This window comes from Mesorhizobium kowhaii, from assembly GCF_003253745.1.
Lineage (GTDB): Bacteria > Pseudomonadota > Alphaproteobacteria > Rhizobiales > Rhizobiaceae > Mesorhizobium > Mesorhizobium kowhaii.
In genome coordinates, this window is sequence record NZ_MZXV01000070.1 from 45,486 (window position 1) to 68,774 (window position 23,289).

Sequence of the window (23,289 nt, forward strand, 5' to 3'; positions counted from 1 at the left end):
TGGCCTGACGGTATAATTGGCGCTTCTCCCCGATTTTTGGGACGATTTTGGAGGCCCCCATGCTTACCGACACGGCGATTAAGGCGCTGAAAGCACAGCATAAATTATATAAGGTGAGCGACCGTGACGGTATGTACGTCGTGGTGCAGCCGTCGGGTGCGATCGTGTTCCGGTATGACTACCGCCTAAACGGCCGTCGCGAGACGCTAACGCTCGGTCGGTACGGGCCAGAAGGCCTTTCGCTGGCCCGCGCTCGGGAAAAGCTGATCGATGCCAAGCGGGCCATTTCAGAGGGGAGGTCTCCGGCCCAGGAGAAGCAGCACGACAAGCGGCGACTGAAGGAGGCGAAGAGGTTCGGCGAGTTCGGCGAGAAATGGTTCCAGGAGTCGCGCATGGCCGACAGCACACGCGCCATGCGACGCTCGATCTACGAGCGCGACATTCTACCAATGTTCCGAAACAAGCTTTTGACGGAGATCGCGCCTGACGATCTCCGCATGATGTGCGGAAAAGTGAAGGATCGCGGTGCTCCAGCTACGGCCGTCCATGTGCGGGATATCGTGAAGCTGATCTTTGCGTTCGCGATCTTGCATGGCGAGAAGGTCGCCAACCCGGCGGATGAAGTGGGGCCCGCGTCTATCGCAACCTTCGTACCGAAGGATCGTTCGCTATCACCCGCGGAGATCCGCGTCATGCTCGGTCAGCTCGAGCATGTACCGACCCTGCCGACTATACGGCTGGGAATGAAGCTCTTCCTTCTGACGATGGTCAGGAAAAGCGAGCTGCAGGATGCGACCTGGGATGAAGTCGATTTCGAGAACGCCGTCTGGTCGATCCCAAAAGAGCGAATGAAGCGGTCGAAGGCACACAACGTCTACCTGTCGGAACAGGCGGTGGACATCTTCATCGCGCTGAAAACTTGCGCGGGTAACTCGCGCTATGTCCTTCCTTCGCGATACGACGCTGACGCACCGATGTCGCGGGCGACATTCAATCGGATAACGACAGCGGTCGTTGTCAGAGCGAAAAAAGAGGGGCTGCCGCTCGAACCGTTCACTGTCCATGATTTACGACGCACAGGTTCTACCCTGCTGAATGAACTGGGCTTCAATAGCGACTGGATCGAGAAGTGCTTGGCGCATGAGGACGGAAGATCCTCGCGTGGCGTCTATAACAAGGCGGAGTACGAGCATCAACGCCGGCATATGATGCAGGAGTGGTCCAATATGTTGGACGCCTGGGTTTTGGGTCAGAAGTATCGTCCGACGCTGCTCCCGGCCACAATGGAGTTGCTTGAGTTGGAGCCTAGTGTTTGACGGGCCGCGAACGGCGCAGCCTCACGTCAGGGCTTGGAACACGTTTGATGGCATTTGCGCGAGAGGCATGGCGCCGAGCATCGAGCCAGGCTTCTACCTCTGCCAAATCCCAGACGACGCAGCGCGAGGTGAGATAGAAGCGCTGCGGGAATTCTCCCCGCTGCTCCATGTCGTAAATCGTGCTGTCGGCAAGCGGTACGATCTCTCGTAACTGCTGCCGGCGAATTGTTCTTCGGGCGACATGTGGGGCAGCGCTCATACCGTATCTCCACTTCTTTGCTCTTGTGGAGATAGAAGGCGATAGATCCTCCGCTTTGAAGCCCGCGCGTGAACGTGTGCGGTAATATCGGGCTATAGCGTGTAAATCGGACGGGTGGTCTCAACGGGCAAGTGTCGTCTGGGAGTGTCGGCCGACCCTTCGGCTCTTGTTCGAACCGGCGCCAGCCGCGGAATTTCAATCCGGTGGAACCCGCGATTCACTTCAAAATCCGGTTCCGAGAGGAGTGTCGGTTCGATTCCGACCACCCGCACCACCTTTATCTAAAGGATAAGCCGGCGCCGCAGATATGGGGCATTCTGATGGAAATTGCTCTAGGATTAGTTTTGATTGAAGTGTGTCAGCGGCTTATCTCAGTCGAGGGACGTGCCGATGGTTCACATTCTTTCAAGGCGACCGACTTTCAAGGCGACCGACTTCATTCCTACTCGTCGCGATTGAAACGGGGGCGTTCAACACGGCGCCGCTATGCCGCTTTCAACTCACGCATGGCCTTCGCCAGATCTCTCGACGGCGGCAGACCGAACAGGCGGGCGTATTCTCGGCTGAACTGGTTCGGGCTTTCATAACCTACGCCGAATGCAATAGATGTCGCGCTGCCATGGCCCGCGATGAGCTGCGAGCGCGCATGCAGAAGGCGGACGCGCTTTTGATATTGAAGAGGGCTCAGCGCCGTGACCGCCTTGAAGTGCCGATGGAAAGCCGAAACGCTCAAGGCCGCCATTTCCGCCAGCGCCTCTACCCTGATCTGCTGGGCAAAGTTCCGTCTGATCCAGTCGATCGCCACACTGATGCGCGACAGCGCGGTGTCGGGCGTTGCAATGTCGCGCAGCATCCAGCCGTGCGGGCCCTGTAGCACACGGAAGAGGATCTCCCGCTCGTAGGCAGGGGCCAGCGCCGCGATCTCATCCGGGCGGTCCAGGAGCCGCATCATCCGCAGCCAGGCGTCGAGAAGCTCAGGAGTCACCGGAGCGACCGAGAATGCCGAATCGAACAAGCCTCCACCGGACGGCTTTGGGATATCGGACAGCAGCTTGGCAACGATTGTCGGATCCAGCGTGAGGCTGATGGCCAAATAGGGGGCGCCCCCCTCAGATGAATGGACTGAACCTACCGCCGGCAGATCGACCGACATGACGAAATAGGTCGCCGGGTCGTAGTGGAATGTTCTGTCACCGACCGTCATGGTTTTGCTGCCCGTGAGGATCAGGTTGACCATCGGATCGTATATGGCGGCGAGCTGGTGTTCGGGGATTTCGCCCTGAACCATGGCAACGCGCGGAATACCCGTCTCGGTGCGCTTGTTCTCGGCCTTTGAGGCCAGTGCCCGGAGTTCCTGTAACTCTGGCAGGGGTTCGAGGCGCACACAAGTTAAAAGCAGGAATAGGCAAGCATCGAGGAGGATCGGGTGAGTGCGCAGCGTTCGATGGACGTAGGTTCCTCTCACCAAACACGAAGGAGAGACGCATGAAGATCGTCATCATCACCGGAGGCAGCCGCGGCCTCGGAGCCAGCACCGCCCTCAAATGCGCGGAGCGCGGCATGGGTGTAATTGTCACCTACAATAATAACCCTAAGTCGGCCGAGGATGTGGTCAATACCATCACGACAGAGGGCGGCAAGGCCGTGGCTCTTAAGCTGGATGTCGCCGACAGCCGCACGTTCCCGGCCTTCCGGGATGCCGTTGTCGCCCAGCTCGACACGGTATGGGGCCGTCAGACCTTCGACTACTTGGTCAACAATGCCGGATATGGCCTTTTCAATCCAATCGCGACGGTGACCGAAGAACAGTTCGACGGCCTGTTCAACGTCCATCTGAAGGGTCCATTCTTCCTGACCCAAACCCTTCTTCCGCAAATGGAGGATGGCGGGCACATCATCAATATGACGAGTGCCACCACCCGCGTCGCCACAGCCGGCGTTGCTCCCTATGCGGCGTTCAAAGGCGGTCTTGAGGTGCTGACGCGCTACATGGCCAAGGAATTCGGGGAGCGCCGGATCAGGGCAAATTCCATCGCTCCAGGCGCCATCCGCACCGAACTCGGCGGCGGACTGAACGACGAGTTCGAATCCGTACTTGCAGGTCAGACGGCGCTCGGTCGCGTCGGCGAGCCTGAGGAAATTGGTGGCGTTATCGCCAGTCTACTCTCCGATGAGAACCGCTGGATCAACGCCCAAAACATCGAGGTCGCGGGCGGCTACATCATCTAACCCGCAGGAGAGCACCATGCTCGACCACGTCTTCATTTCAGTCAGCGACATCGACCGCTCAGTCGCTTTCTACGAAAAAGCACTTGCGCCACTCGGTATCGCTCATGCGGTCGACTACGACGGGAAGGATGGCCCTCCCGGTCATCCCGATCTCAAGGGATTCGGCGCGAACGGCCGGGTGTTCTTCTGGCTTCGCAATGGTGTCGTCGAAGGCCGCGCCGCTCACGTCGGTTTCGTCGCCAACGGCAAGCCCGAAGTTGATGCCGCCTATGCAGCCGCCATGGCAGCGGGTGCCGCGGAAATCCATCCGCCTGGACCGCAGCTTCACTACGACCCCCGATACTACGCCGCCCAGGTTACCGACCCGGACGGCTACAGCATCGAGTTCGTCTATAAAAGCTGGCAGCACGAAAGGTGAAGCTATGACCATGAAAGAAGCCGATAGCAGGATCGTGGATGCTCTGCTCAACGCCACCAACGGGTACGATGTCGAAGCGGTACTTGCGCTCTTCACGCCTAACGCCGTCATCGACGACCCGTCGACAGGCGAGCGATTTGATGGACATCTTGGCATCCAAGAATATGTAGAGCGATTTTTCGTCAACTATCACACCGTTTCAAAGCTCCTGTCGGTCAAGTCCCTCGATGCGAGCCGTGTTCGTGCTCGTGTCGAATTCACAGGCGACTTTGGGCACGAGATAGGGCTGCTCGACCTCACTTTCGATCCTGGCGGCCTGATCGCTCGCATAGATGCCGATCTTGAATAGGGCCTATGTGGGTCGAACAGAACGGAAGCACTGACATGAAGAAACTGATGATCTACGGAGCCGCTGGCTATACCGGAAGTATGGCCGCCCAGCATGCTCACGCGGCTGGAACGCCTCTAGTCCTAGCAGGACGCAACGAAGCGACCCTTGCCAAGCTTGCCTCTGAACTTGGTGTGCAATACCGCGTTTTCGCACTCGATGATGCCGCAGCCATCAACCAGATGCTGACGGACATCTCGGTTATACTGAACTGCGCCGGCCCGTTCATGCGGACGGCAGAAATCCTGATGAAGGCCTCCATCCGCAATGGCGTGCACTATCTCGACACGGCTGCGGAACTCGATAGCTACCGGCTGGCAGAAGTCCTCGGTGGCCAGGCAGCTGCGGCGGGCGTGATGCTCCTGCCAGGCGGCGGTGGCAGCGTCGCGATGCTAGGAAGCCTAGCCGGTCACGCTGTCGATAGGGTCGTGGATCCCAGGAAGATCAGGATCGCGCTTCATGTCGCTGGCGGCTTGTCGCGTGGATCGGCAATCAGCGCGAGCGAAAACCTCACCGTCGAAACCTTGCAGCGCGTTGATGGCAAGCTGGTCAACAAGGCCGTCAGCGATATTCAACAATTCGACTTCGGCAATGGGGCCGTGGATTGCTTTCCGGTCACGCTGCCGGATCTGATCACGATCTGGCAGGCCACCGGTGTCCGAATATCGAGACCTTCGTTCATGTCACGGGGGACGGCTTCCCGCAGGGCGATCTTTCAGCGCTTCCCGACGGTCCGAGTGAGGAAGAGCGACGGGCAAACCGATATCAGGCCGTCGTCGAGGTGATGGGTGCCGACGGTACTATGGCCCGCGCGCTTCTCGACACGGTCAACGGCTACACCTTCACCGCGATGGCAGCAGCCGAGGCCGGACGGCGGGTGCTGGAAGGCGAAGCGGTTCCCGGATTCCAGACACCCGCCAGACTGTTCGGCGACGGTTTCGCCGAGACGATTGCCGACACAACGATCGTCGACGTCTGATCAAGGGGGTATCATGGATCACATGCATCGCTGCGGCTGGGCGAATTCCAGCCCACTCATGCGCGACTACCACGACACAGAATGGGGCGTGCCCGAGCGCGACGCTCGCGTGTTATGGGAGACGCTGATGCTGGAAGGATTCCAGGCGGGCTTGTCCTGGGAAATCATCCTGCGCAAGCGAGAGGCCTTCCGCGCGGCCTTCTCGAACTTCGACCCGAAAGCGGTCGCCGCCTTCGGTACCGATGATATTGAAAGGCTGATGGGCAACGCCGGTATCGTCCGGGCCCGTGCGAAGATCGAGGCGACCATACGGGGTGCACAGATCTTCAACGACATGCAGGAACGCGGCGACGATTTCGCAGCGTTCTGCTGGTCTTTCACGGACGGCAAGCCGGTGCAGGGGTTGGGATACAACACCCAAACCGAGCTATCCGCCCGGATATCGAAAGAACTGAAACGTAGAGGATTCAAGTTCGTCGGGCCGACAATCGTATACGCCTGGATGCAGGCGATTGGGATTGTGAATGATCATTCGCCGACATGCTTTCGGACCCATGAAATACCAGGAGAATAGTAGAGTTGAAAATGACTGCGGGTCACTAAGAATACGCCTCTCAATCCGGCTCCAGGACTGAGGATGGATGGCTTCACTGTATCATTCATCCGCTCGTCATGAACAGACGTCGGTCGTCAAGAGGACTCATACTTCTCTGATGCGCGGTCCATTTTTCGTGTGACGCCGGTTTGCACAACGTGTTCCGGGTCGAACCTTTGTGGGGATTTAGAAATGCCGCTGCGAATGCAGGGTTCTCATAGAGGAGTCGACGGTGCCGGATATCGCCTTTATGGGTTCGCCAGACCATACGGGAACATACGACGGATATGGGTTGGCGAACCGGCCGCTAAATCCTTGAGTTTCTATTGAAAATCCTGTCCCCCCGGGCCCACCATTATCGTTATTTATCAATGGTTTATTGACCGGTTCGCCAATTTGCAAAACAGTACGGCGACAATTCGCTAAGCCATTGAAAAGCATGGTGAACAGAGCAGTCACAGGCGAACCAGTCTCCGTTTGATGAGGTCCCCTAACTGCCCGATGTCAAATCGGGTTGCACCCATTCGCGTCGTTTTGTAGCAGCTCGGCCTAGGGCGTACCAATACCAACATATAATTGACGCTCCCACCCCGGAGGCACTCAAGCTTGGGCGAATGGAAGCGAGGGTATGGAGGCTGGCATTGGTCCGCATCGGACATGCTTCTCGACGATTTGGTGACGATGGCTGCAGACCTTCATGCAAGACGGCAGCATTTTGATGGGATGCGACACATCGACGTCGGAAGATCGCTAGATGTCGGAACAGGCAACGCCGTTAATTTCGATTGTGGATGACGACGTGTCGGTGCGAGAGGCTACGGAGGCTCTAATGCGGTCCTTGGGATTTAGGGCGCAGTCATTCCCGTCCGCCAGCGCTTTCCTCTCGTCCTCTGCCATCAAGAATACGTCTTGCTTGATCGCCGACATCAACATGCCGAAGATCACTGGAGTGGAGTTGTATCGTCGTCTGGTTGGCTCGGGCTATGCCATTCCAACGATTCTCATTACGGCCTACCCAGATGACGAGACGCGCGTGCGAAGCCTGGCGGACGGCGTCGTTTGCTATCTGACAAAGCCGTTTGACGATGAAGTCCTATTGGGGTGTCTCCGCGTCGCCTTGGGCACAGCGGAGGAAGAACAACACGACTGAGCCAGCCGCCGATCTGGCCAACAGGAGACTTAAGGGTATCGGCGCCGCATTCCCTGTGGCAAGTTGTCCAGCCGCTGACTAGGGGCAACGAGCAAAGCAGGTTGGCTGGGAGGATCAGCCGCGGGAAACCCAGAAATTGAGCACGTATTCCGGCTTCAACGGCTCTGAAAAGGATCTTCCCCTCGAAGTGCTATGGGAGGACGGTGAGCGCGTCTTCTGCAGAACGTGCTACGCCGACGAGGGCAGCCAGCAATACCCACGGCATTCTGCGCAAGCGGGGTCGGAGTCGGCAGCCTCTCGCGGCGGCGATATTCTCGCACATGAATACGGACTAAAGGACTACCTCGACAGCGCTTGGGCATTGCGCCCTCTGAAGCTCCTCCACGAGTCGGGTCGCACTGCGCTGACGCTCGAATTCCCCGGCGGCGAGCCGCTTGATCGCGCCCTCGGGGTACCGATGGAAGTCGGCAAGTTTCTGGGCCTCGCCATCGCAACTTCGGTCGCGGTTCGCGGCCTGCACGAGCACGGCCTTATTCATAAGGACATCAAGCCGTCGAACATCGTCGTCGATCTCACAATCGGTAAAGCCTGGCTGACGGGTTTTGGAATCGCCTCTCGGCTCCGACGCGAACGTCAGTCGCCTGAGCTCCCCGAGTTCATCGCTGGCACACTCGCCTACATGGCGCCAGAGCAGACCGGACGCATGAACCGTTCAATCGACTCTCGGAGCGACATCTATTCGCTTGGCATTGTGCTCTACGAAGCGCTCACGGGAAGCCTCCCATTTGCCGCGACCGACCCGATGGGATGGGTGCACTGTCACCTCGCGCGCACTCCGGCGTCGCCAAACGAGCGCGGAATCGCGACCCCCAATCAGATCTCCGCAATTCTGATGAAGCTGCTCGCCAAAGTCCCCGAGGAACGCTACCAGACGGCAGCGGGCCTCGAGAGTGATTTTCGGCGGTGCCTGGTCGAGTGGGAGGCGCGGCGTGCCATCGCCGCCTTTCCACTTGGCGAACGCGACACATCCGATCAGCTCGTCGTCCCGGAAAAACTCTATGGTCGCGAAACCGAGGTAGAAACTCTGCTCAGGTCCTTCGATCGGATTGCGACGGAGGGAACCCCGGAGCTGTTGCTCGTTTCCGGCTATGCCGGCATCGGCAAGTCTTCCGTGATCAACGAATTGCACAAAGTCCTGGTCTTGCCGCGCGGCCTCTTTGCCACGGGCAAATTCGACCAGTACAAGCGCGATATCCCCTACGCGACCTTGGCGCAGGCCCTGCAGAGCCTGATACGCCCGCTTCTGAGCAAACCGGAAGCGGAATTGGCGACGTGGCGCGATCAGTTTCACCAGACATTGGGATCGAACGGAGCGCTAGTGATCGATCTCGTGCCCGAACTGAAATTCATCATAGGAGAGCAGCCGCCGGTCCCCGACCTTCCGCCGCACGAAGCCAGGGCCCGCTTCCAGGTGGTGTTTCGCCAATTCATCAACGTGTTCGCACGGCCTGAGCACCCACTGGCTCTGTTCCTCGACGATCTGCAGTGGCTCGACCTTGCAACACTGGATCTGATCGAAGATCTCCTCACCCAGCCCGACGTGCGCCACTTGCTGTTGATCGGTGCGTACCGTGACAATGAGGTCGGCCGCGATCATCCGCTGATGCGCAAGCTCGAGTCGATCCGAAAATGCGGGGCCAGCGTGCTGGAGATCGATCTTGGGCCCCTTGCGAGCGAAGACTGGGCCCGGTTGGTCGCGGATGCGCTGCGCTGCGAACCGAACGAGGCCGCACCGCTGGCGGCGCTCATCCATCAGAAGACGGCGGGAAATCCGTTCTTTGCGATTCAATTCATCTACGCCCTGGTCGAAGAGGGCCTGCTCTCCTTCTCTCATGACAAGAGCGCGTGGCGCTGGGACCTCGATCGGATCGCGGCAAAGGGCCATACCGACAACGTGGTCGACCTGATGGTGGCGCGGCTGAGCCGGCTTCCGGCCGGGACCCAAGGCGCGCTCCAAGGCCTGGCCTGCGTCGGGAACAGCGCCGATGCCGCGACATTGCGCTCCGTTCTCGAGCACGAGGTCATCGCGAATCTCTGGGAGGCGCTTCGTGTCGAACTTATCGTTCACTCGAACGGCTCCTACAAGTTCGTGCACGACCGGGTTCACGAAGCCGCCTATTCCTTGATCCCGGAAGCGTCCCGCGCGAAAGCGCATCTCGGAATTGGCAGGAGGCTCGCGGCAACAATCCCGCCGGAACGGCGCGAGGAGGCGATCTTCGAGATCGTCAGCCAGCTCAACCGCGGCGCGGCGCTCATCTCCTCGATCGAAGAACGCGAGCAGCTGGCGGAATTCAACTTGATCGCCGGCAAGCGAGCCCAAACGTCGACCGCGTATGCCTCGGCTCTCAATTATCTGGAGATCGGTGCGGCACTGCTCACCGATGACTGCTGGCAGCGGCGCCACGCCCTGGTTTTCTCCATCGAGCTGGCGCGGGCCCAATGCGAGTTTGTGTCTGGAGCCGTCGACCAGGCGGAGAAGCGCCTGAGCGCGCTGTCAGGCCGCGCCGTGAAGACGATCGAGCAAGCCACCGTCGCATGCTTGCGGGTGGATTTGTACATGTCGATCGACCGAAGCGACTATGCGGTGAGCGTCGGTCTGGAGGCGCTTCGGAAAGTCGGCATCGAGTGGTCCCCACGTCCGACCGAGGAAGAGGCCTATAGCGAATACCAAGGCATCTGGGTCCTGCTCGGGGATCGTACCATCGAGGAGCTGACGGATTCGCCTTTGATGACCGACCCGATTTCCCTGGCAACTCTCGATCTGCTCGTCAGGGTCGCCATTCCGGCGTTCTTTGTATCTTTCCATCTCTTCGCCGTGGCGGTCTGCAGGGCCGTCAGCCTCAGCCTGCAACACGGCAACAGCGACGCGTCCTGCATTGCCTACGAATTGTTTGCGATGCTGGCCGGACCCCATTTCGGAAACTACGACGCCGGATACCGGATCGGCCAGCTTGGCTGCGAGTTGGTCGAACGACCTGAACTGCAGCGTTTCCAGGCCAGAACCTACGAGACCTTCGGCTTCGTCATACCCTGGACACAGCATGTCCGTGCCGGTCGCGATCTGTTGACCCGGTCCTTCGAGATCGCGAGTCGAACCGGCGACATCACCTATTCCGGCTATGCCCGCGGCCAGATCACGACCAACTTCCTTCTCGCGGGCGATCCACTGGTCGAGGCGCAGAAGGAAGCCGAAATCGGCTTGGAGTTTGCAGTCCGAGTCCGGTTCGGATTGATCGTCGGCTGGATCACCGGCCAGCTTCGCCTCATCCGGATGCTTCGCGGCCTGACCGACAGGTTCGGCTCGTTCGATGAGCCGGGATTCAATGAAATCGAGTTCGAAGGCGACTTGGCGCGCAATCCCGCCCTGGCGCTGCCCGAATGCTGGTATTGGATCCGCAAGCTGCAAGCGCGCTACCTGTCGGGAGACTATGTGGGAGCGCTCAATGCAGCGACCCGAGCGGAGCCGATGCTTTGGGCATCGCTCTCGGCGTTGGAGACGGTCGAGTTCCATTTCTACGATGCACTCAGCCATGCCGCGGCTTGCGATCCCGGGATGCCCGAGGCTCGGGAAGCGCATCTCGAGAAGCTGGCGGTTCACCAGCGGAAATTCGAGGTATGGGCGCGGAACGGTCCCGCGAACTTCGAAAATCGCCTCGCCTTGCTGAGTGCGGAGATGGCACGGATCGAAGGCCGCGAACTCGATGCGGAGCGGCATTATGAACGCGCCATTGAATCGGCACACGCAGGCGGCTTTGTGCACAACGAAGCGCTGGCCAGCGAGCTTGCGGCGCGCTTCTACGCGGCGCGCGGCTTTCAGAGGATCAGCGACCTGTACCTGCGGGACGCCAGGCGCGGCTACCAGCGATGGGGGGCCGACGGGAAGGTCCGGCAGCTCGAGCACTTGTATCCGAGGCTCCGGGAGGAATCGACATCCTCCGACGCCGTGAGCACGAGTACGATCCTCGCCCCGGTCGAGCGGCTCGACCTTGCGACCGTGATCAAGGTGTCGCAAGCGGTTTCCGGCGAGCTCGTGCTCGAGAAGCTGCTGGACACGCTCATGCGCACGGCACTCGAATACGCGGGCGCGACACGCGGTCTGCTGATCGTGCCCCGGGACGATGAGTATCGGATCGAAGCGGAGGCGACGACCAGCAGTGACGCGGTGAAGGTCGAGCTCCGCCAAGCGCGGGTGACCGGCGAAGACCTGCCGGAGTCGGTGTTCCACTATGTCTTGCGAACCAAGGATACCGTGCTGCTGGACGATGCGCCCGCCGCGAACCCGTTGGCGCAGGACGCGTATATCCGCAAGCATCGGGTTCGCTCCATACTTTGCATCCCGCTGCTGAAACAGACCGGGTTGCTCGGCGTCCTCTACCTGGAAAACAACCTGGCGCAACAAGCATTCACGCCCTCGGCGGTGGCCATTCTGAAGCTGCTGGTCTCCGAGGCCGCGATCGCACTCGAGAACACGCAGCTTTACCGCGATCTTCAGGAGCGAGAGGCGAAGATTCGTCGGCTGGTGGATTCCAACATCATTGGCATCTTCTTTTGGGATGTTGACGGCCGGATCATTGACGCCAATCAAGCATTCCTCCGCATCGTCGACCATGACCGTCAAGACTTGGCCGCCGGTAAGTTGAGCTGGATGGAATTGACGCCCCTGGAATGGCTTGAAGGTGACCAGAGGCGCTTGGCTGCGGTCCTGGCGACGGGCGCCGTCGAACCCTACGAGAAGGAGTTTTTCACGAAAGCCGGAGCCCGCGTGCCGGTGCTGATTGGTGCCGCGATCCTGGATGGGCCAAAAAATGAAGGCGTGGCGTTCGTTCTCGACCTGACGGAGCGGACGCGGGCGGAAGAAGCGGCGCGTGAAAGCGATCGGCAATACCATGCAATCCAGATGGACCTCGTCCATGCGAACCGCATCGCGACCATCGGGCAGCTCTCCGCTTCCATGGCCCACGAAGTCAGTCAGCCGATTACCGGCATCGTTACCAATGCCCAAACCGCCCTCCGCATGCTCGATCGCCCATCGCCGGATGTGGACGAGATTCGGAAGGCGCTGACGCGCGTGGTGCGGGACGGGCATCGGACAGGTGAGGTGGTGAGCCGGATCCGCGCTCTCGCCAAGAAGGCGCCGCCGCAGAAGGAAGAATTGGACATTAACGAGGCGATCCTGGAAGTCATCGCCCTGACTCAGGGCGCGGTGGCGCGGAACGAAGTCACCGTACAGTCGCAATTGGCCGGAGATCTTCCTCCGGTCAACGGAGACCGGATTCAGCTCCAACAGGTGGTCCTCAATCTGATCTTGAACGCCGTAGACGCAATGAAAACAACCGCCGTAGGGTCAAGGGAAATCCTGATCAGTACGACGAATGCCGAATCGGCCGACGTACTCGTGGCGGTGCGTGATTCCGGTATTGGCGTAGAGGATTCCGATCACGAGCGCATATTCGACGCGTTCTACAGCAACAAGCCGGATGGTTTGGGCCTGGGGCTCTCGATCTGCCGCTCGATCATCGAAGCCCACGGCGGGAAATTGTGGGTGACCTCGGAAGCAGGCCAGGGGGCAACCTTCCAGTTCACACTGCTGACCAGCCAACCGCCATCTGCCGCTGACGCGGCCTGATCGACTGCTACGACGGCTCAGTCCGGATCGCGGTTGTTTTCCAAGGCTGCCAGCCAGCGCCAGAGCGTGCCACGACCGCGGCGCGAGCCCGCGATGACGGCCGCGACAATGATGATGCCCTGGACCATCAACTGCTCCGGCGCGCCGAAGCCGGCAAGAACGAGTACATTGCTCAGCATGCCGATCAGCAGCGACGCGGTCACCGCCCCAACGACGCTGCCTCTGCCGCCGGACAACGAGCAGCCGCCGATGACGGCGGCGGCGATGACCGGCAGCAGATCGGCCGAGCCGAGCGTGAAATCCCCGGCCGCGTACTGGCCGTCATAGAGCACGCCGGCAAGTGCCCCGGCTGCGCCACTTACAACCATGACACCGACCTTTATGCGCTCCGTGCGGATGCCGGAGTAGCGCGCTGCGCCGGCATTTGCCCCGGTGGCGAGCACCCGCCTGCCGAGACCGGTGTAGGACAGGATCACGCTGCCGATCACCAGTACCCCGAACGACCAGAAGGCGAGGATCGGGACCGAGCCGACCGATCCCGAACCGAACCAGAACAGAAACCGATCGTCGGAGATCGAGATCGTGTTGGTATGCGTCACAATCTGGGCCAGACCTTGCATGACCCCCATCGAGCCGAGCGTCACCACGAACGACGGTATGCCGAAGAAAACCGTGGCCAGGCCATTCACCAGTCCCACCAAGGCGCCAAACGAAATCGCCACGGCGACGGCGAGCAGGAAGTGGAGGTGCAGCGACAACAGGACCGCGGCGATCAGCGCCGAGACCGGAACGATCGAGGCGATGGACAGATCGATCTCGGCGGCGCACAGCACATAAACCGTCGCGACGGTCATCACGGTGGTGGTCGTGGAGATGCGGACGATCGCGAGCAGATTGGCCGTCGTCAAAAATGCGGTGTCGCGCAGTATCACCGAGAAGATCGCCAAAACGACCAGCATCGCCCCGACCAGAATGGCCGGGTTCTGGCCGCGGGAGGCGCTCCACAACGCCCAGCCCAGGCGCCGGCCAGCCCGTAGCAACAGTTTCTTCTCGCGCGTGTCCGGCTGGCTCACTGGCGCGCTCTGTCCGGCTCTGCGTGGATCGCCGCCGAGAGGTAGTGTTCGCTGAACGCATGCTCGTCGTCGCTGGTGAAGGTGGCCCGGATGATCCCGTCCCGCAGGATCACGATGCGGTCGGAGATGGACGTGGTTTCCAGCAGGTCGGACGAGACCCACAGCACGGTCGCGCCCGCATCCGCCAAGCCGCGGACCCGCGTCATGATTTCGCGCGCCGCGGCGATATCCACGCCGAAGGTCGGCTCGTCGAACAGCAAGACCTGCGACCCGGCGGTCAAGGCTTTCGCCAGAACGACTTTTTGCTGATTGCCACCCGACAATTCCTGGACCGGCTGATGCATGCTGCTCACCCGGATCCCGAGTGTGTCGATCATCTGCCGCACCTGCCGGCGGCCTTCAGCACGCTTCAGGAATCCCAACGTGCCGATCAGACGTTTCAGCGCGACGAGGATGATGTTCTCGGCAACTGACTCGAGCAAGGCGAGCCCGTGTGCCGCGCGATCCTGCGGAACGAGAAAGACACCGTGCGCAATCGCGTCGGCAGGAGAGTGGGGCCGGTACGGCCTGCCGAACAGGCGAAGCGCGCCGTCACTGGCGCGCAGGTCGCCGAAGAGAGCCCGCAGCAGGGTGGTGCGACCACTGCCCGCAGGCCCGACGATGCCGAGAACCTCGCCGGCGAAGGCCTCGACCGAAATGTCGCGCAGCTTTGTCCCGACGCGCAGATTGCGGACGGTCAGGGTCGGGACCTGGCCCGACCCGTGACGCGCCGGCGCGCGTCGGCGCGCATGCGCCTCCGGCAAGGAACGTCGCCCGAGCATCGCGGAGACGAGCGCAGCCATGTCCACCGACTTCGTGGCGCAGGACAGGACGACCTTTCCTTCACGCAGGCAGGTCACTTCGTCGCTGACCGCGAACACCTCCGAGAGGTGGTGCGTGATCAGCACGATACCCGTTCCTCGGGCGGCGATGGCGCGCAAGACCGCGAACAGCCTCTCGATCTCGTCGCTGCCCAGGGGCGCCGTCGGCTCGTCGAGCACCAGAACCCGGTTGCCAAGGCGCAGCGCCTTGGCGATCTCGATCAACTCCTGCTCAATCGTGCTCATATCCGACACCCGCAGTCGAAGGGTGGACGGCCGGATGCCGAGCTGCTCGAGCATGTCCTGGATCTCGGTCCGCTGACGTCGCAGGTCGACACCGCCCAAGGCATTCTGGCGCTCGGCGTTGAGAAAGATGTTATCGATGCCCGTCATCGTCGCGATGAGGCTGCGTTCCTGCATCACCATCCCGAGCCCCAACGCGCGCGCTTCCGCAGGACGGGAATAGGTCAAGCTTCGACCGCCGATGCGCACTTCACCCGCGGTCGGCCTCTCGGCGCCCAGCGCGATCTTCATCAGGGTGGATTTGCCCGCGCCGTTGTGGCCGACAATCGCATGGATACTGCCGCGCAGGACCTTGAGGTTCACATCCTCCAGAACCCAATTCCGATCGAAGCGCTTGCCGACATGCGCCATTTCGAGAGCGCATGCGTGTTCGTCAGCCTCGGACACCGGGCTCGTTCCCTCGCAACGCTCTTGGCCAACTCATCTTGGCTCGGAAAAGCGGGCATTTCACTGGCAGGCTGTATCCGGGCATTTCATCTCCGGTCCGTGCATGAAATCCCAGGCAGCACTCATGTCGGAATTCGAAAAAACGGGGAAGGTCGGAACCAGAACATACTGGTAGTTGCTTTTGCCGATCGACGAAAGCGCGGCCGTCAGCGCCATCACCCGTCCGGCGTCGTACACATCCTGGGCCATGTCCAAGACGATAGGACCATTGTGTCTGAGTTGGTAGATCCCATCGCCGCCCAGGTCCATGGTCACGATCTTGATCTTATCTTCGAGATGCAAGGCCCGGATTGCCGCAGCCTCGCCGAGTGCGGGCGGATCTTCCCAAGGGGCGAACAAGAGATTCACGTTCGGGTGCTGAGTCAGGAAAGCGGTCGTGAAAGCCTGCGGCGAGCTATAGTTGGTGAAGCCGGACGCGGGATTCGATGGGTCCGGCTCGCCGTTGGTCACGATCTTGATGTTGGGGTATTTCTTCAATCCGTCGAGAAACCCATGCTCGCGCGCCTGAACCGGCGGCGAGTCGTTGATCCAGTGGATGTAGCCGAGCTCGGCGCCGTTTGGATACTGCTGGTGGACGGCATCAGCGAGTTGCAATCCGAGCCCGTAGAAATCGTAGCTGACCAGGGATTTGATCGGACCGTTCTGCCCGATCTCGAGTTTAGGCGATGCGACAGCCCATAGGCTGATGACAATGCCTTGATCCACGGCGGGCTTCAAAATCGCGCCGAGCTGCGCCGGGTTTGCGACGCCACCGGTGAGCAGAATGTTCGGCCGCAACGGCAGCATGGCGGCGAGCACGCCGCTCAATCCGTTGGGATTGAAGGCGTAGTTTCCAATCCGTAGCAGCCTGATGCCCAGGGCATCAAATACCATCTTGGCGCCGCTGTTCATGGCGAGGTTGTATGGCGCGCTTGCCCAATCGATGTAGACCGCCGTCAGGTGCTGATCGCAAATCCGCTTGGCATCTTCAGGCGTCACCCTGACCTGGTCGTACCAGCTTACCGGTACGTCCTTGGGCGCCCCCAGCATCGTCGCAGGCGTGTGGAAGCCTTGCTGCAGCAAGGCTTCGATCATCGCCGGGCCGCCGATGGCACTTGGAACCGGTCTCGGATCGAGCGCGGCGGCATTGTACGTCCCGCACGGCGCCAGATTGGGGTCCACGGCCACGATCGAATTCTGGGCTGAGACGCCCGCAGGTAAAATCGTCGTCCCGAGAACGACCAACAGGATCGACCGGAATGCACGCAACGCAAAATTGACGTGCTTTCTCCCTGTGCGTTCCATGCCCTTGATCCGCCCGATACACCGGTCTGAATGCTAATTCAGAATCGATCTTGACACCAGACTAGGCGACCTAGCATCCGACAGGAGCCTGGACCTGAGCTTCATACAACCGTATTCGTTCCCATTTTGTGCCAACGGACCCTTCCGAGAACGAAGTGGACTTCCACACTTGGCAGCTCATCAGGGGGGTGTCGTGCTCGCGACCCTGCTCGGTGTCGGAACCGAGCATACCGTCGGTAGCGACCAAAGCGATCTTGTTCGGGCGCCTCAGCAATCGGCTCAGCAGAGTACGAACGAAGCCGGCCAGCGGTTAGTTGAGATGAATCTCAATATCCAACCCACGCTCACCATTCGGCCCGGCTGGCCACTCCGCGTGATCGTCGAGAAGGACCTCGTGCTCCAGCCCTACCGGCGTTGTATGAGGTCATCCCGGCCGACCGGGGTAAGCTTCGGCACGCCGAAGAAGATGCCTCGCGTACTAATGGTTCAAATTGCGCTTCAATATTGTGCCTCGGAGACCTCAGCCAAATGTGTGATGCCGTAACGCTCAGACTACGGTCAGAGGCCTCCAAGAACTCCAGAAAAGCCCTTTCCTCAAGGGATAACCGGTTCCCTGGGTCGATCACGACTGGAGCGTAACCCCAGCCTGCCAATTATCGGCATAGGCTCCATATGTTGTCGTTAGCGGCCGTGGCTATCCGTACGGTAGCCGTGCCGCGGCGTATGTTCCGCGCCTATGCCAGCGCGCCAGCTCGATGGCGCAATGGTTCGGCTCTACAATCCGTGACAGAAGCTGACAGAACCAGCATTCAGGCGCCCGCTCGGCTATGCGAGCGCACAACGTTTGGCCTCGCGCGCCGCCTGACACGCGGTTCAAGGTCCGCGAAAGGTTGCCAAAGATGGTCATTGGCTCCTCCACGGAATTGCTGACGACGCGCGATCGTGATTTGAGATGAAGGCGAGCAGGTCGGCGTTGATCTGATCCTGGTGCATGGCTGTGATGCCGTGAGGCGCCCCCGGGTAGTAGCCTTGGCGCCCTTGATCAGCTTCGCAGACTTCCGCGCCGTGGACGACGCTCGCCCCATAGACCGCGTAGCTGCCTACGCTGCGCAGAGGGTTGGCGGCCACTGGATAGCCGTCGCGGGTCAGGACCCCGTTGCAACCGGCGGACTCGGCAAAGGCGCCGTGGACCAGCACGATGGTCGGCTTGATGTTACCGGTCTGCGCCGACGCCAAGGTCTCCGGGCTCATCGCCCCAGTCAGCGCCGCTGCTTTGATTAGTTTGTCCATGGCAAGTCCCTTTCGGAAAATCGACGTCACCGCCGAAGTATGGATTCACCGCGATCAGACCCGCGCTGCGCTGCAAAATCCATTGGACCCAGGTATCGCCGATACCTTTGTACCGACGACGGCCTGGGTGCGTCCGCCCTTGGCACTATGCCGCAATCGCCTCACGGATCAGCCCGAGGTCACGTGGCGGAGCCTCGGCGTTGCGGTGAGATGCGCTTGACGCGGGAGCATACAAAGGTATCGGCGATACCAACGTCCAATAGAGCCGACCGGCACTTACTGGCCTCATGGGTTGATGCTGTCTCGACGCGAGCAGCTTTGACCAGGTTATGAGGAGGCACAGATGTCACCATTATCTTCAATGTCCACCCGCCGGGAAGTTCTCGCGGCATCCGCCGCAGGGGTTATTGCAATGATTACCTCGGCGGGTGTCGCCGGGGCGATTTCGACGAGTGGCGGATCTGCCGCCATCCGCCCGTTCCGTATCCACGTTGAGGACGCGGATCTCGTCGACCTCAAGCAGCGTCTCAAAGCCACGCGTTGGCCCGAGCGCGAGACGGTGAACGACACCACCCAAGGCGTTCGGCTCGCGACGATGCAGGCGCTCGCGCATTACTGGGAGACCGAATACGACTGGCGCAAATGCGAGGCCTATCTGAACGGCTTGCCGCAGTTCGTCACCGAGATCGACGGGCTTGATATCCACTTCATCCACATTCGCTCGAAGCATGCGAACGCGCTGCCGATCATCGTTACGCATGGGTGGCCCGGCTCGATCATCGAGCAGTTGAAGATCATCGGCCCCCTGACCGATCCGACGGCCCACGGGGGCAGCGCCACCGACGCCTTTGACCTTGTCATCCCCTCGCTGCCGGGACACGGTTTCTCAGGGAAGCCGACGGCGGCCGGCTGGGATCCAATCCGGATCGCGCGAGCCTGGGGCGAACTGATGACGCGCCTGGGTTACACGCGGTATGTGGCGCAGGGCGGCGATTGGGGGAATGCCGTCACCGAGCAGATGGCGCTGCAGACGCCGCCGGGCCTGATCGGCATCCACACGAACATGCCGGCCACCTTGCCGGATGAGGTCTCGAGTGCGCTCGCGGCGGGTGGCCCTGCGCCCTCCGGTCTGTCGTCCGACGAACGCTATGCCTGGGATCAACTCGACTTCTTTTGGAAGCATGGCTTGGCCTACGCCCAGGAGATGGCGAATCGGCCGCAGACGCTGTACGCGCTGGCCGATTCACCTATCGGCCTCGCAGCCTGGATGCTCGACCACGATGCACGCAGCTACGACCTGATCGCCCGCGTCTTTGACGGAAAGTCCGAGGGTCTGTCCAAGGAAGACGTCGTCGACAACATCGCGCTCTACTGGCTGACCAACACTGCGGTCTCGTCGGCGCGCCTCTACTGGGAAAGCAAGCTGGCTTTCTTCGCGCCGAAAGGCGTGCCGCTCCCCACCGCCGTGAGTGCATTCCCGGACGAGATCTACACAGCGCCGCAGAGCTGGACCGAGAAGGCGTATCCCAAGCTGATCTACTACAACCGGCTCCCGAAAGGCGGTCACTTCGCGGCATGGGAACAGCCGCAGGTTTTCACCAACGAGCTCAGGACCGCGTTCAGGTCGCTGCATAGCGCCTGACCCCTGCCAGTGCAGACCTGCCCGCGCCCTCAGCTCAGGGCAGGTCTGCGCGCCGACCCGCCCCCCGTAGGCGGGCTGCCGCTTCTCCTTCATGATGTCATCGTCGATGACCGTCACGCGCGGACGCTTTATTTTTGAAATCTCCGGCGAAAATCGGAGCCTTGCCTCCGCCCAACGACCGACGTTAACAGAAAAAACCCTTAGACCGATACCAAGGTGCTATGGATTTTCGGAATGGGAGCGGGCACCGTCCATTGCTACGGCACTAAACCCCACGGGCTTGGAGGGAGTTAGGTGGCTACGCCAGCGCAGCCTATGCTGCTTGAGGGCGCTCAACTGGATCGAGTGCCTAGCGTGTGTGTATTCTCATGCCAATAATAAAGAATCGCTTCGACCGCGACCATCGAGTGGTTCAGATGGCCGGTGTATGTCGTCATGGTCACCCTGGTAACCATTGGGATACTGACGGGATCGACGTCATATCAGCGCAGCGCATTGACGAGTTGAAGCTTCGCACAACTGCCGGCGCCGGCCCACGCGTCGGTCAGTTCGGCATTCTTGAGCAAAATCCTTTCTTCGCGCCGGCTCAAGAGTCTCTTCAAAGATTGTTTCAACGCCGCACCGACAAAGCGCTCTCGCAGCGAAGCTGATCATGAAGCCCGAGGTTTCTGAGAACAAATGGCTTCAGCGCTGCCTCAGCGGATTTGATCCGGTTATGGCCGAGGCACTCTTTGGGCCGCTCTATACGACCAAAAGCAATGAAATGGGGCATCGGTCTTTCTGTCAGCAAGACCATAATCGAGAATCACCAGGGCCGCGTTTGGGCCGAGCGTAACGACAGCCCAGGCTCTAAGGCCTGCTTTCTCCGTTCCCTCGCTGATTGTGGGGGTATCGGTCAACAATTTTGATCATGCCCCGCCAAAGTTTCGCGGATAGTACTGGAAGTGCATAATGATACGACGAGCATACATCGCTGTAATCGACGATGATGAGTCCATTCGTGAGTCGCTTCCGGACCTAATCAGCATGTTCGGCCATGAAGCCGAGGCATTCTCCTCAGCAGAAGAATTCCTGGCTTCGAAACTGATCGATCAAGCCAAATGCTTGGTCCTTGACATCGCAATGCCTGGTATGTCCGGGATCGAGCTTCAACGCGAGCTGGCGCAACAGGGTCGGCAGATTCCGATCGTTTTCATTACAGCCCACGGAGATGAACAGGTCTGTGGGCGTCTGCGTCGGAGTGGGACAATCGAATGTCTCCTAAAACCGTTCACGGATACTGCGTTGCTTGATGCGCTCAATGCTGTTGTCCGCTGACGGGTTGCGATCCTGGACCGCTGACGAACGGACTCTGCCTGACATAGAACCGTAGGAGTCGGTCCGCATCCCGCGAAATGCCGATCCTGGTGCTCTGTCCGATTTCACCGGGCTCGTCGTCCTCACCATGTCCGAGCCACAGAGGGCCTTTCCGGCAAAGATCGAGCCCGTCGAGCGAACGATCAATCCGCAGCGCTTGGGCGAGCCTTCCCGGTCCTCGCGCCAGGTCGCGCAAGCGCTCGATGCCTCGATTTGCCCGCATGATCTCGATGCCTTCGACTGGCTCGAGCGCCCTGATAAGGACGCCAGTGCCGGTGCCCGGCGTCTCGCTCGAGACGTTGAGCATGTAGGAGATGCCGTAGGCGAGATAGACATAGGCGTGCCCGCGCTCGAGGAACAGCGAACGGTTGCGCGGCGTCATCCCGCGATAGCCGTGGCCGGCGGCGTCGCCGACGACATAGGCCTCGGTCTCGACGATGCGACCGCTGGCGACGCCTTCCGGCAACTCGCGAACCACCACCTTGCCGATGAGATAGCGGGCGAGGGCGGCCGTATCGTCCGGCAGCTCCGGGCGGTCGAGCGGGCGATAGGTGGCCGACCTCAGCACGGCCAGGTTTCAGGGCATACGCTCGACCCATTCAGCGCGCGAAGGCCCCGGCTCGAATGGATCGGCGAAATACTGGGTCTCGCGGGCCACCTTGCCATCGAGGAACTCCATGATGCTCACTGTGTAGGACGGCCGCCCGTCATAGGTCAGGACAAATTCCGTGACCCAGAGGTCGCCCGTGCCGATGATGCGCCGCACCGTGAAGCGTTTCTTGTTCGGCTGCGCGGCGCGGGACGACTGAATGCTTCGCCGTCTGCGAATGCGCTCGCCCGATTGCGGATAGTCGAGCACCGCGTCCTCCCGATAAATCTGATGTTCCGCCTCGAGATCGTTCGCATCGGAGGCGGCCCAGTGGCGATCCAGAGCCGCTCGTATCTCCCGGTCTTCCATACCAAATCTTCTTAACCCCCTAAGGCCCAAACCTCGCACAGCGACTAAAGCTCGTCACCTTGCCAGCCCGCTCTCGCGCACCGACAATCTTCGAATTCATTCCTTTTCGCGAAGTGTTTGAGCGCGCGTCTTTCCATAAGGATAGAAAAGCTCCTTACGACCCGTCTGCCACGCAGCCTTGAGTTCCGGCCTGGTGATGTCCCAATCCGGTCGGCATTTCATGGTCACCGCTCGCATGTCCTGCCGCAGTTCCTCCACGGTGGGTCGCCCGAAAAACCAATACCCATTGTAGACCTTGTGGACGATAAGACCCGGCTCCATGACGATAACGTGAGGGATCATGGGGTTGTGCGCGGGATCCGTGTACTCGGCGATGTCGAGGTCCTTCTGGATCACGCGCCGCGGGTCGGAAAGAAAAGGCCAATGAGCGCCAGCGCTCAATCGATACTCGTTTGTCTCTAGGAGATTATCCGTGGTGATGGTGACGAGCCGGCAATAACCCACTGCCATTTCGTGATAGAGCTGGACAAGCCCTTCAGCCTGCCGTCGGTCCCTAGGACAGTACCCACCTCTGCCGAGAACCAGGACCATGGGGTCTTGTCCCTGCAATTCGGAAAGCCTTCGCCGCACGGCACCATGATCCGGTAGCTCATAATCCGGAAAAATCGATCCTGGAATGATGTCGGAGCGCATCTGAAAGCCTCACTGAGTGTCCCGGAGGTTGAGAACCATTTTGGCCGGACGGACCATAAAAAGCCGGGAGAGGTATCAAAATCCATTATGCGATGGTGTCGCCGGTACCATGGAATAATGGTTACTCCAGCATCGAATATCGGTCGCTAGGCTAAGGCTGAGGTTGCTGAGCCCTAGCAGAATCCGCCGCTTGCCAAGGCAAAGGCATTGGGCGCCGGCCACCGGCTTGTTCAGGGTCTGCTCCCCTTGATGGTGAATGCCATCGCGGGTCGCAGACATTGCCTGTCATTGCCTTGAAGCGTTTGAATTCGTTTTTCCCATCGCGGATTTCGATCTCCGTCACCAAAATCAACACCAAGGCAT

General features: G+C 60.4%; 22 protein-coding genes. 13 read left to right on the forward strand and 9 right to left on the reverse strand.

Features of this window, described 5'->3' with window-relative positions; genetic code table 11:
* Positions 1 to 59: 59 nt before the first annotated feature.
* Complete coding sequence (locus B5V02_RS31220) at positions 60 to 1,316, forward strand: tyrosine-type recombinase/integrase (protein ID WP_111547862.1); 1,257 nt, start codon at positions 60 to 62, stop codon at positions 1,314 to 1,316.
* Here the strand turns inward: B5V02_RS31220 and B5V02_RS31225 are convergent.
* Positions 1,306 to 1,575 (reverse strand): helix-turn-helix transcriptional regulator, encoded by a 270-nt coding sequence (locus tag B5V02_RS31225; RefSeq protein ID WP_111547863.1) that lies wholly within the window; start codon positions 1,573 to 1,575, stop codon positions 1,306 to 1,308. The two genes, B5V02_RS31220 and B5V02_RS31225, sit on opposite strands and share 11 nt — an antisense overlap.
* Before the next feature lie 484 nt (positions 1,576 to 2,059).
* Complete coding sequence (locus B5V02_RS31230) at positions 2,060 to 2,944, reverse strand: AraC family transcriptional regulator (protein WP_111548049.1); 885 nt, start codon at positions 2,942 to 2,944, stop codon at positions 2,060 to 2,062.
* A gap of 116 nt (positions 2,945 to 3,060) precedes the next feature.
* Here B5V02_RS31230 and B5V02_RS31235 point away from each other — a divergent pair, with 116 nt between their 5' ends.
* The 8 genes from B5V02_RS31235 (at position 3,061) to B5V02_RS31265 (ending at position 13,020) form a co-directional block, all read left to right on the forward strand.
* On the forward strand, positions 3,061 to 3,804 hold the full coding sequence (locus B5V02_RS31235; RefSeq protein ID WP_111547864.1) for an SDR family NAD(P)-dependent oxidoreductase: 744 nt from the start codon (positions 3,061 to 3,063) through the stop codon (positions 3,802 to 3,804).
* A 16-nt stretch (positions 3,805 to 3,820) separates the two neighbouring features.
* Positions 3,821 to 4,222, forward strand: a complete 402-nt coding sequence (locus B5V02_RS31240) for a VOC family protein (protein ID WP_111547865.1) — start codon at positions 3,821 to 3,823, stop codon at positions 4,220 to 4,222.
* Between the two features lie 4 nt (positions 4,223 to 4,226).
* A complete protein-coding gene (locus B5V02_RS31245) occupies positions 4,227 to 4,571 on the forward strand; it encodes a nuclear transport factor 2 family protein (RefSeq protein WP_245446310.1) in 345 nt (114 codons plus the stop codon).
* A gap of 35 nt (positions 4,572 to 4,606) precedes the next feature.
* Complete coding sequence (locus B5V02_RS31250; protein WP_245446312.1) at positions 4,607 to 5,395, forward strand: saccharopine dehydrogenase NADP-binding domain-containing protein; 789 nt, start codon at positions 4,607 to 4,609, stop codon at positions 5,393 to 5,395.
* 17 nt (positions 5,396 to 5,412) lie between these two features.
* Positions 5,413 to 5,589 carry a hypothetical protein gene (locus tag B5V02_RS41990; RefSeq protein WP_245446314.1) on the forward strand — a complete coding sequence of 59 codons (177 nt, stop codon included), beginning with the start codon at positions 5,413 to 5,415 and terminating at the stop codon, positions 5,587 to 5,589.
* Positions 5,590 to 5,602: 13 nt separating this feature from the next.
* Positions 5,603 to 6,163, forward strand: a complete 561-nt coding sequence (locus tag B5V02_RS31255; protein ID WP_111547866.1) for a DNA-3-methyladenine glycosylase I — start codon at positions 5,603 to 5,605, stop codon at positions 6,161 to 6,163.
* A 775-nt stretch (positions 6,164 to 6,938) separates the two neighbouring features.
* Complete coding sequence (locus B5V02_RS31260; RefSeq protein ID WP_111547867.1) at positions 6,939 to 7,334, forward strand: response regulator transcription factor; 396 nt, start codon at positions 6,939 to 6,941, stop codon at positions 7,332 to 7,334.
* 136 nt (positions 7,335 to 7,470) lie between these two features.
* A complete protein-coding gene (locus B5V02_RS31265) occupies positions 7,471 to 13,020 on the forward strand; it encodes a trifunctional serine/threonine-protein kinase/ATP-binding protein/sensor histidine kinase (protein WP_245446316.1) in 5,550 nt (1,849 codons plus the stop codon).
* 17 nt (positions 13,021 to 13,037) lie between these two features.
* Here the strand turns inward: B5V02_RS31265 and B5V02_RS31270 are convergent, their stop codons facing one another.
* The 3 genes from B5V02_RS31270 to B5V02_RS31280 are packed head-to-tail and all read right to left on the reverse strand — an operon-like array spanning position 13,038 to position 16,987.
* A complete protein-coding gene (locus B5V02_RS31270) occupies positions 13,038 to 14,093 on the reverse strand; it encodes an ABC transporter permease (RefSeq protein ID WP_111547868.1) in 1,056 nt (351 codons plus the stop codon).
* The gene (locus B5V02_RS31275) at positions 14,090 to 15,643 is read right to left on the reverse strand and encodes a sugar ABC transporter ATP-binding protein (RefSeq protein ID WP_146606184.1); all 1,554 of its coding nucleotides are present in this window, start codon (positions 15,641 to 15,643) and stop codon (positions 14,090 to 14,092) included. Before B5V02_RS31275 ends, B5V02_RS31270 begins: the two co-directional genes overlap by 4 nt.
* Before the next feature lie 60 nt (positions 15,644 to 15,703).
* Positions 15,704 to 16,987 (reverse strand): substrate-binding domain-containing protein, encoded by a 1,284-nt coding sequence (locus tag B5V02_RS31280; RefSeq protein ID WP_111547870.1) that lies wholly within the window; start codon positions 16,985 to 16,987, stop codon positions 15,704 to 15,706.
* Between the two features lie 193 nt (positions 16,988 to 17,180).
* Here B5V02_RS31280 and B5V02_RS31285 point away from each other — a divergent pair, with 193 nt between their 5' ends.
* Positions 17,181 to 17,531: a TrbI/VirB10 family protein gene (locus B5V02_RS31285; RefSeq protein WP_245446318.1), complete on the forward strand. Its 351-nt coding sequence runs from the start codon at positions 17,181 to 17,183 to the stop codon at positions 17,529 to 17,531.
* A 359-nt stretch (positions 17,532 to 17,890) separates the two neighbouring features.
* Here B5V02_RS31285 and B5V02_RS42540 read toward each other — a convergent pair whose 3' ends face one another.
* On the reverse strand, positions 17,891 to 18,277 hold the full coding sequence (locus tag B5V02_RS42540; RefSeq protein WP_342633888.1) for a hypothetical protein: 387 nt from the start codon (positions 18,275 to 18,277) through the stop codon (positions 17,891 to 17,893).
* On the opposite strand from B5V02_RS42540, the gene B5V02_RS42545 reads away from it, so the two are divergent.
* The 3 genes from B5V02_RS42545 (at position 18,186) to B5V02_RS31300 (ending at position 21,236) form a co-directional block, all read left to right on the forward strand.
* Complete coding sequence (locus tag B5V02_RS42545) at positions 18,186 to 18,497, forward strand: hypothetical protein (RefSeq protein WP_167458744.1); 312 nt, start codon at positions 18,186 to 18,188, stop codon at positions 18,495 to 18,497. The genes B5V02_RS42540 and B5V02_RS42545 overlap by 92 nt on opposite strands.
* A 123-nt stretch (positions 18,498 to 18,620) precedes the next feature.
* Positions 18,621 to 19,919, forward strand: a complete 1,299-nt coding sequence (locus B5V02_RS31295; protein ID WP_111547871.1) for an epoxide hydrolase family protein — start codon at positions 18,621 to 18,623, stop codon at positions 19,917 to 19,919.
* A gap of 951 nt (positions 19,920 to 20,870) precedes the next feature.
* A complete protein-coding gene (locus tag B5V02_RS31300; protein ID WP_111547872.1) occupies positions 20,871 to 21,236 on the forward strand; it encodes a response regulator transcription factor in 366 nt (121 codons plus the stop codon).
* Here B5V02_RS31300 and B5V02_RS31305 read toward each other — a convergent pair.
* The 3 genes from B5V02_RS31305 to B5V02_RS31315 form a co-directional block, all read right to left on the reverse strand.
* The gene (locus B5V02_RS31305; protein WP_425374435.1) at positions 21,217 to 21,843 is read right to left on the reverse strand and encodes a DNA-3-methyladenine glycosylase; all 627 of its coding nucleotides are present in this window, start codon (positions 21,841 to 21,843) and stop codon (positions 21,217 to 21,219) included. The genes B5V02_RS31300 and B5V02_RS31305 overlap by 20 nt on opposite strands.
* 9 nt (positions 21,844 to 21,852) lie before the next feature.
* Positions 21,853 to 22,233: a nuclear transport factor 2 family protein gene (locus tag B5V02_RS31310; protein WP_111547873.1), complete on the reverse strand. Its 381-nt coding sequence runs from the start codon at positions 22,231 to 22,233 to the stop codon at positions 21,853 to 21,855.
* A 96-nt stretch (positions 22,234 to 22,329) separates the two neighbouring features.
* Entirely contained in the window at positions 22,330 to 22,926 is a 597-nt protein-coding gene (locus B5V02_RS31315; protein ID WP_111547874.1) for a redoxin domain-containing protein, read from the reverse strand.
* Between the last annotated feature and the right edge of the window lie 363 nt (positions 22,927 to 23,289).

Coding starts and splice junctions, on each gene's coding strand:
- B5V02_RS31255 (WP_111547866.1), top strand. CDS start 5,603: ATGGATCACATGCATCGCTGCGGCTGGGCGAATTCCAGCCCACTCATG.
- B5V02_RS31240 (WP_111547865.1), top strand. CDS start 3,821: ATGCTCGACCACGTCTTCATTTCAGTCAGCGACATCGACCGCTCAGTC.
- B5V02_RS31250 (WP_245446312.1), top strand. CDS start 4,607: ATGAAGAAACTGATGATCTACGGAGCCGCTGGCTATACCGGAAGTATG.
- B5V02_RS41990 (WP_245446314.1), top strand. CDS start 5,413: ATGGCCCGCGCGCTTCTCGACACGGTCAACGGCTACACCTTCACCGCG.
- B5V02_RS42540 (WP_342633888.1), bottom strand. CDS start 18,277: ATGGACAAACTAATCAAAGCAGCGGCGCTGACTGGGGCGATGAGCCCG.
- B5V02_RS31220 (WP_111547862.1), top strand. CDS start 60: ATGCTTACCGACACGGCGATTAAGGCGCTGAAAGCACAGCATAAATTA.
- B5V02_RS31245 (WP_245446310.1), top strand. CDS start 4,227: ATGACCATGAAAGAAGCCGATAGCAGGATCGTGGATGCTCTGCTCAAC.
- B5V02_RS31300 (WP_111547872.1), top strand. CDS start 20,871: ATGATACGACGAGCATACATCGCTGTAATCGACGATGATGAGTCCATT.
- B5V02_RS31295 (WP_111547871.1), top strand. CDS start 18,621: ATGTCACCATTATCTTCAATGTCCACCCGCCGGGAAGTTCTCGCGGCA.
- B5V02_RS42545 (WP_167458744.1), top strand. CDS start 18,186: ATGGTCGGCTTGATGTTACCGGTCTGCGCCGACGCCAAGGTCTCCGGG.
- B5V02_RS31280 (WP_111547870.1), bottom strand. CDS start 16,987: ATGGAACGCACAGGGAGAAAGCACGTCAATTTTGCGTTGCGTGCATTC.
- B5V02_RS31310 (WP_111547873.1), bottom strand. CDS start 22,233: ATGGAAGACCGGGAGATACGAGCGGCTCTGGATCGCCACTGGGCCGCC.
- B5V02_RS31235 (WP_111547864.1), top strand. CDS start 3,061: ATGAAGATCGTCATCATCACCGGAGGCAGCCGCGGCCTCGGAGCCAGC.
- B5V02_RS31260 (WP_111547867.1), top strand. CDS start 6,939: ATGTCGGAACAGGCAACGCCGTTAATTTCGATTGTGGATGACGACGTG.
- B5V02_RS31225 (WP_111547863.1), bottom strand. CDS start 1,575: ATGAGCGCTGCCCCACATGTCGCCCGAAGAACAATTCGCCGGCAGCAG.
- B5V02_RS31315 (WP_111547874.1), bottom strand. CDS start 22,926: ATGCGCTCCGACATCATTCCAGGATCGATTTTTCCGGATTATGAGCTA.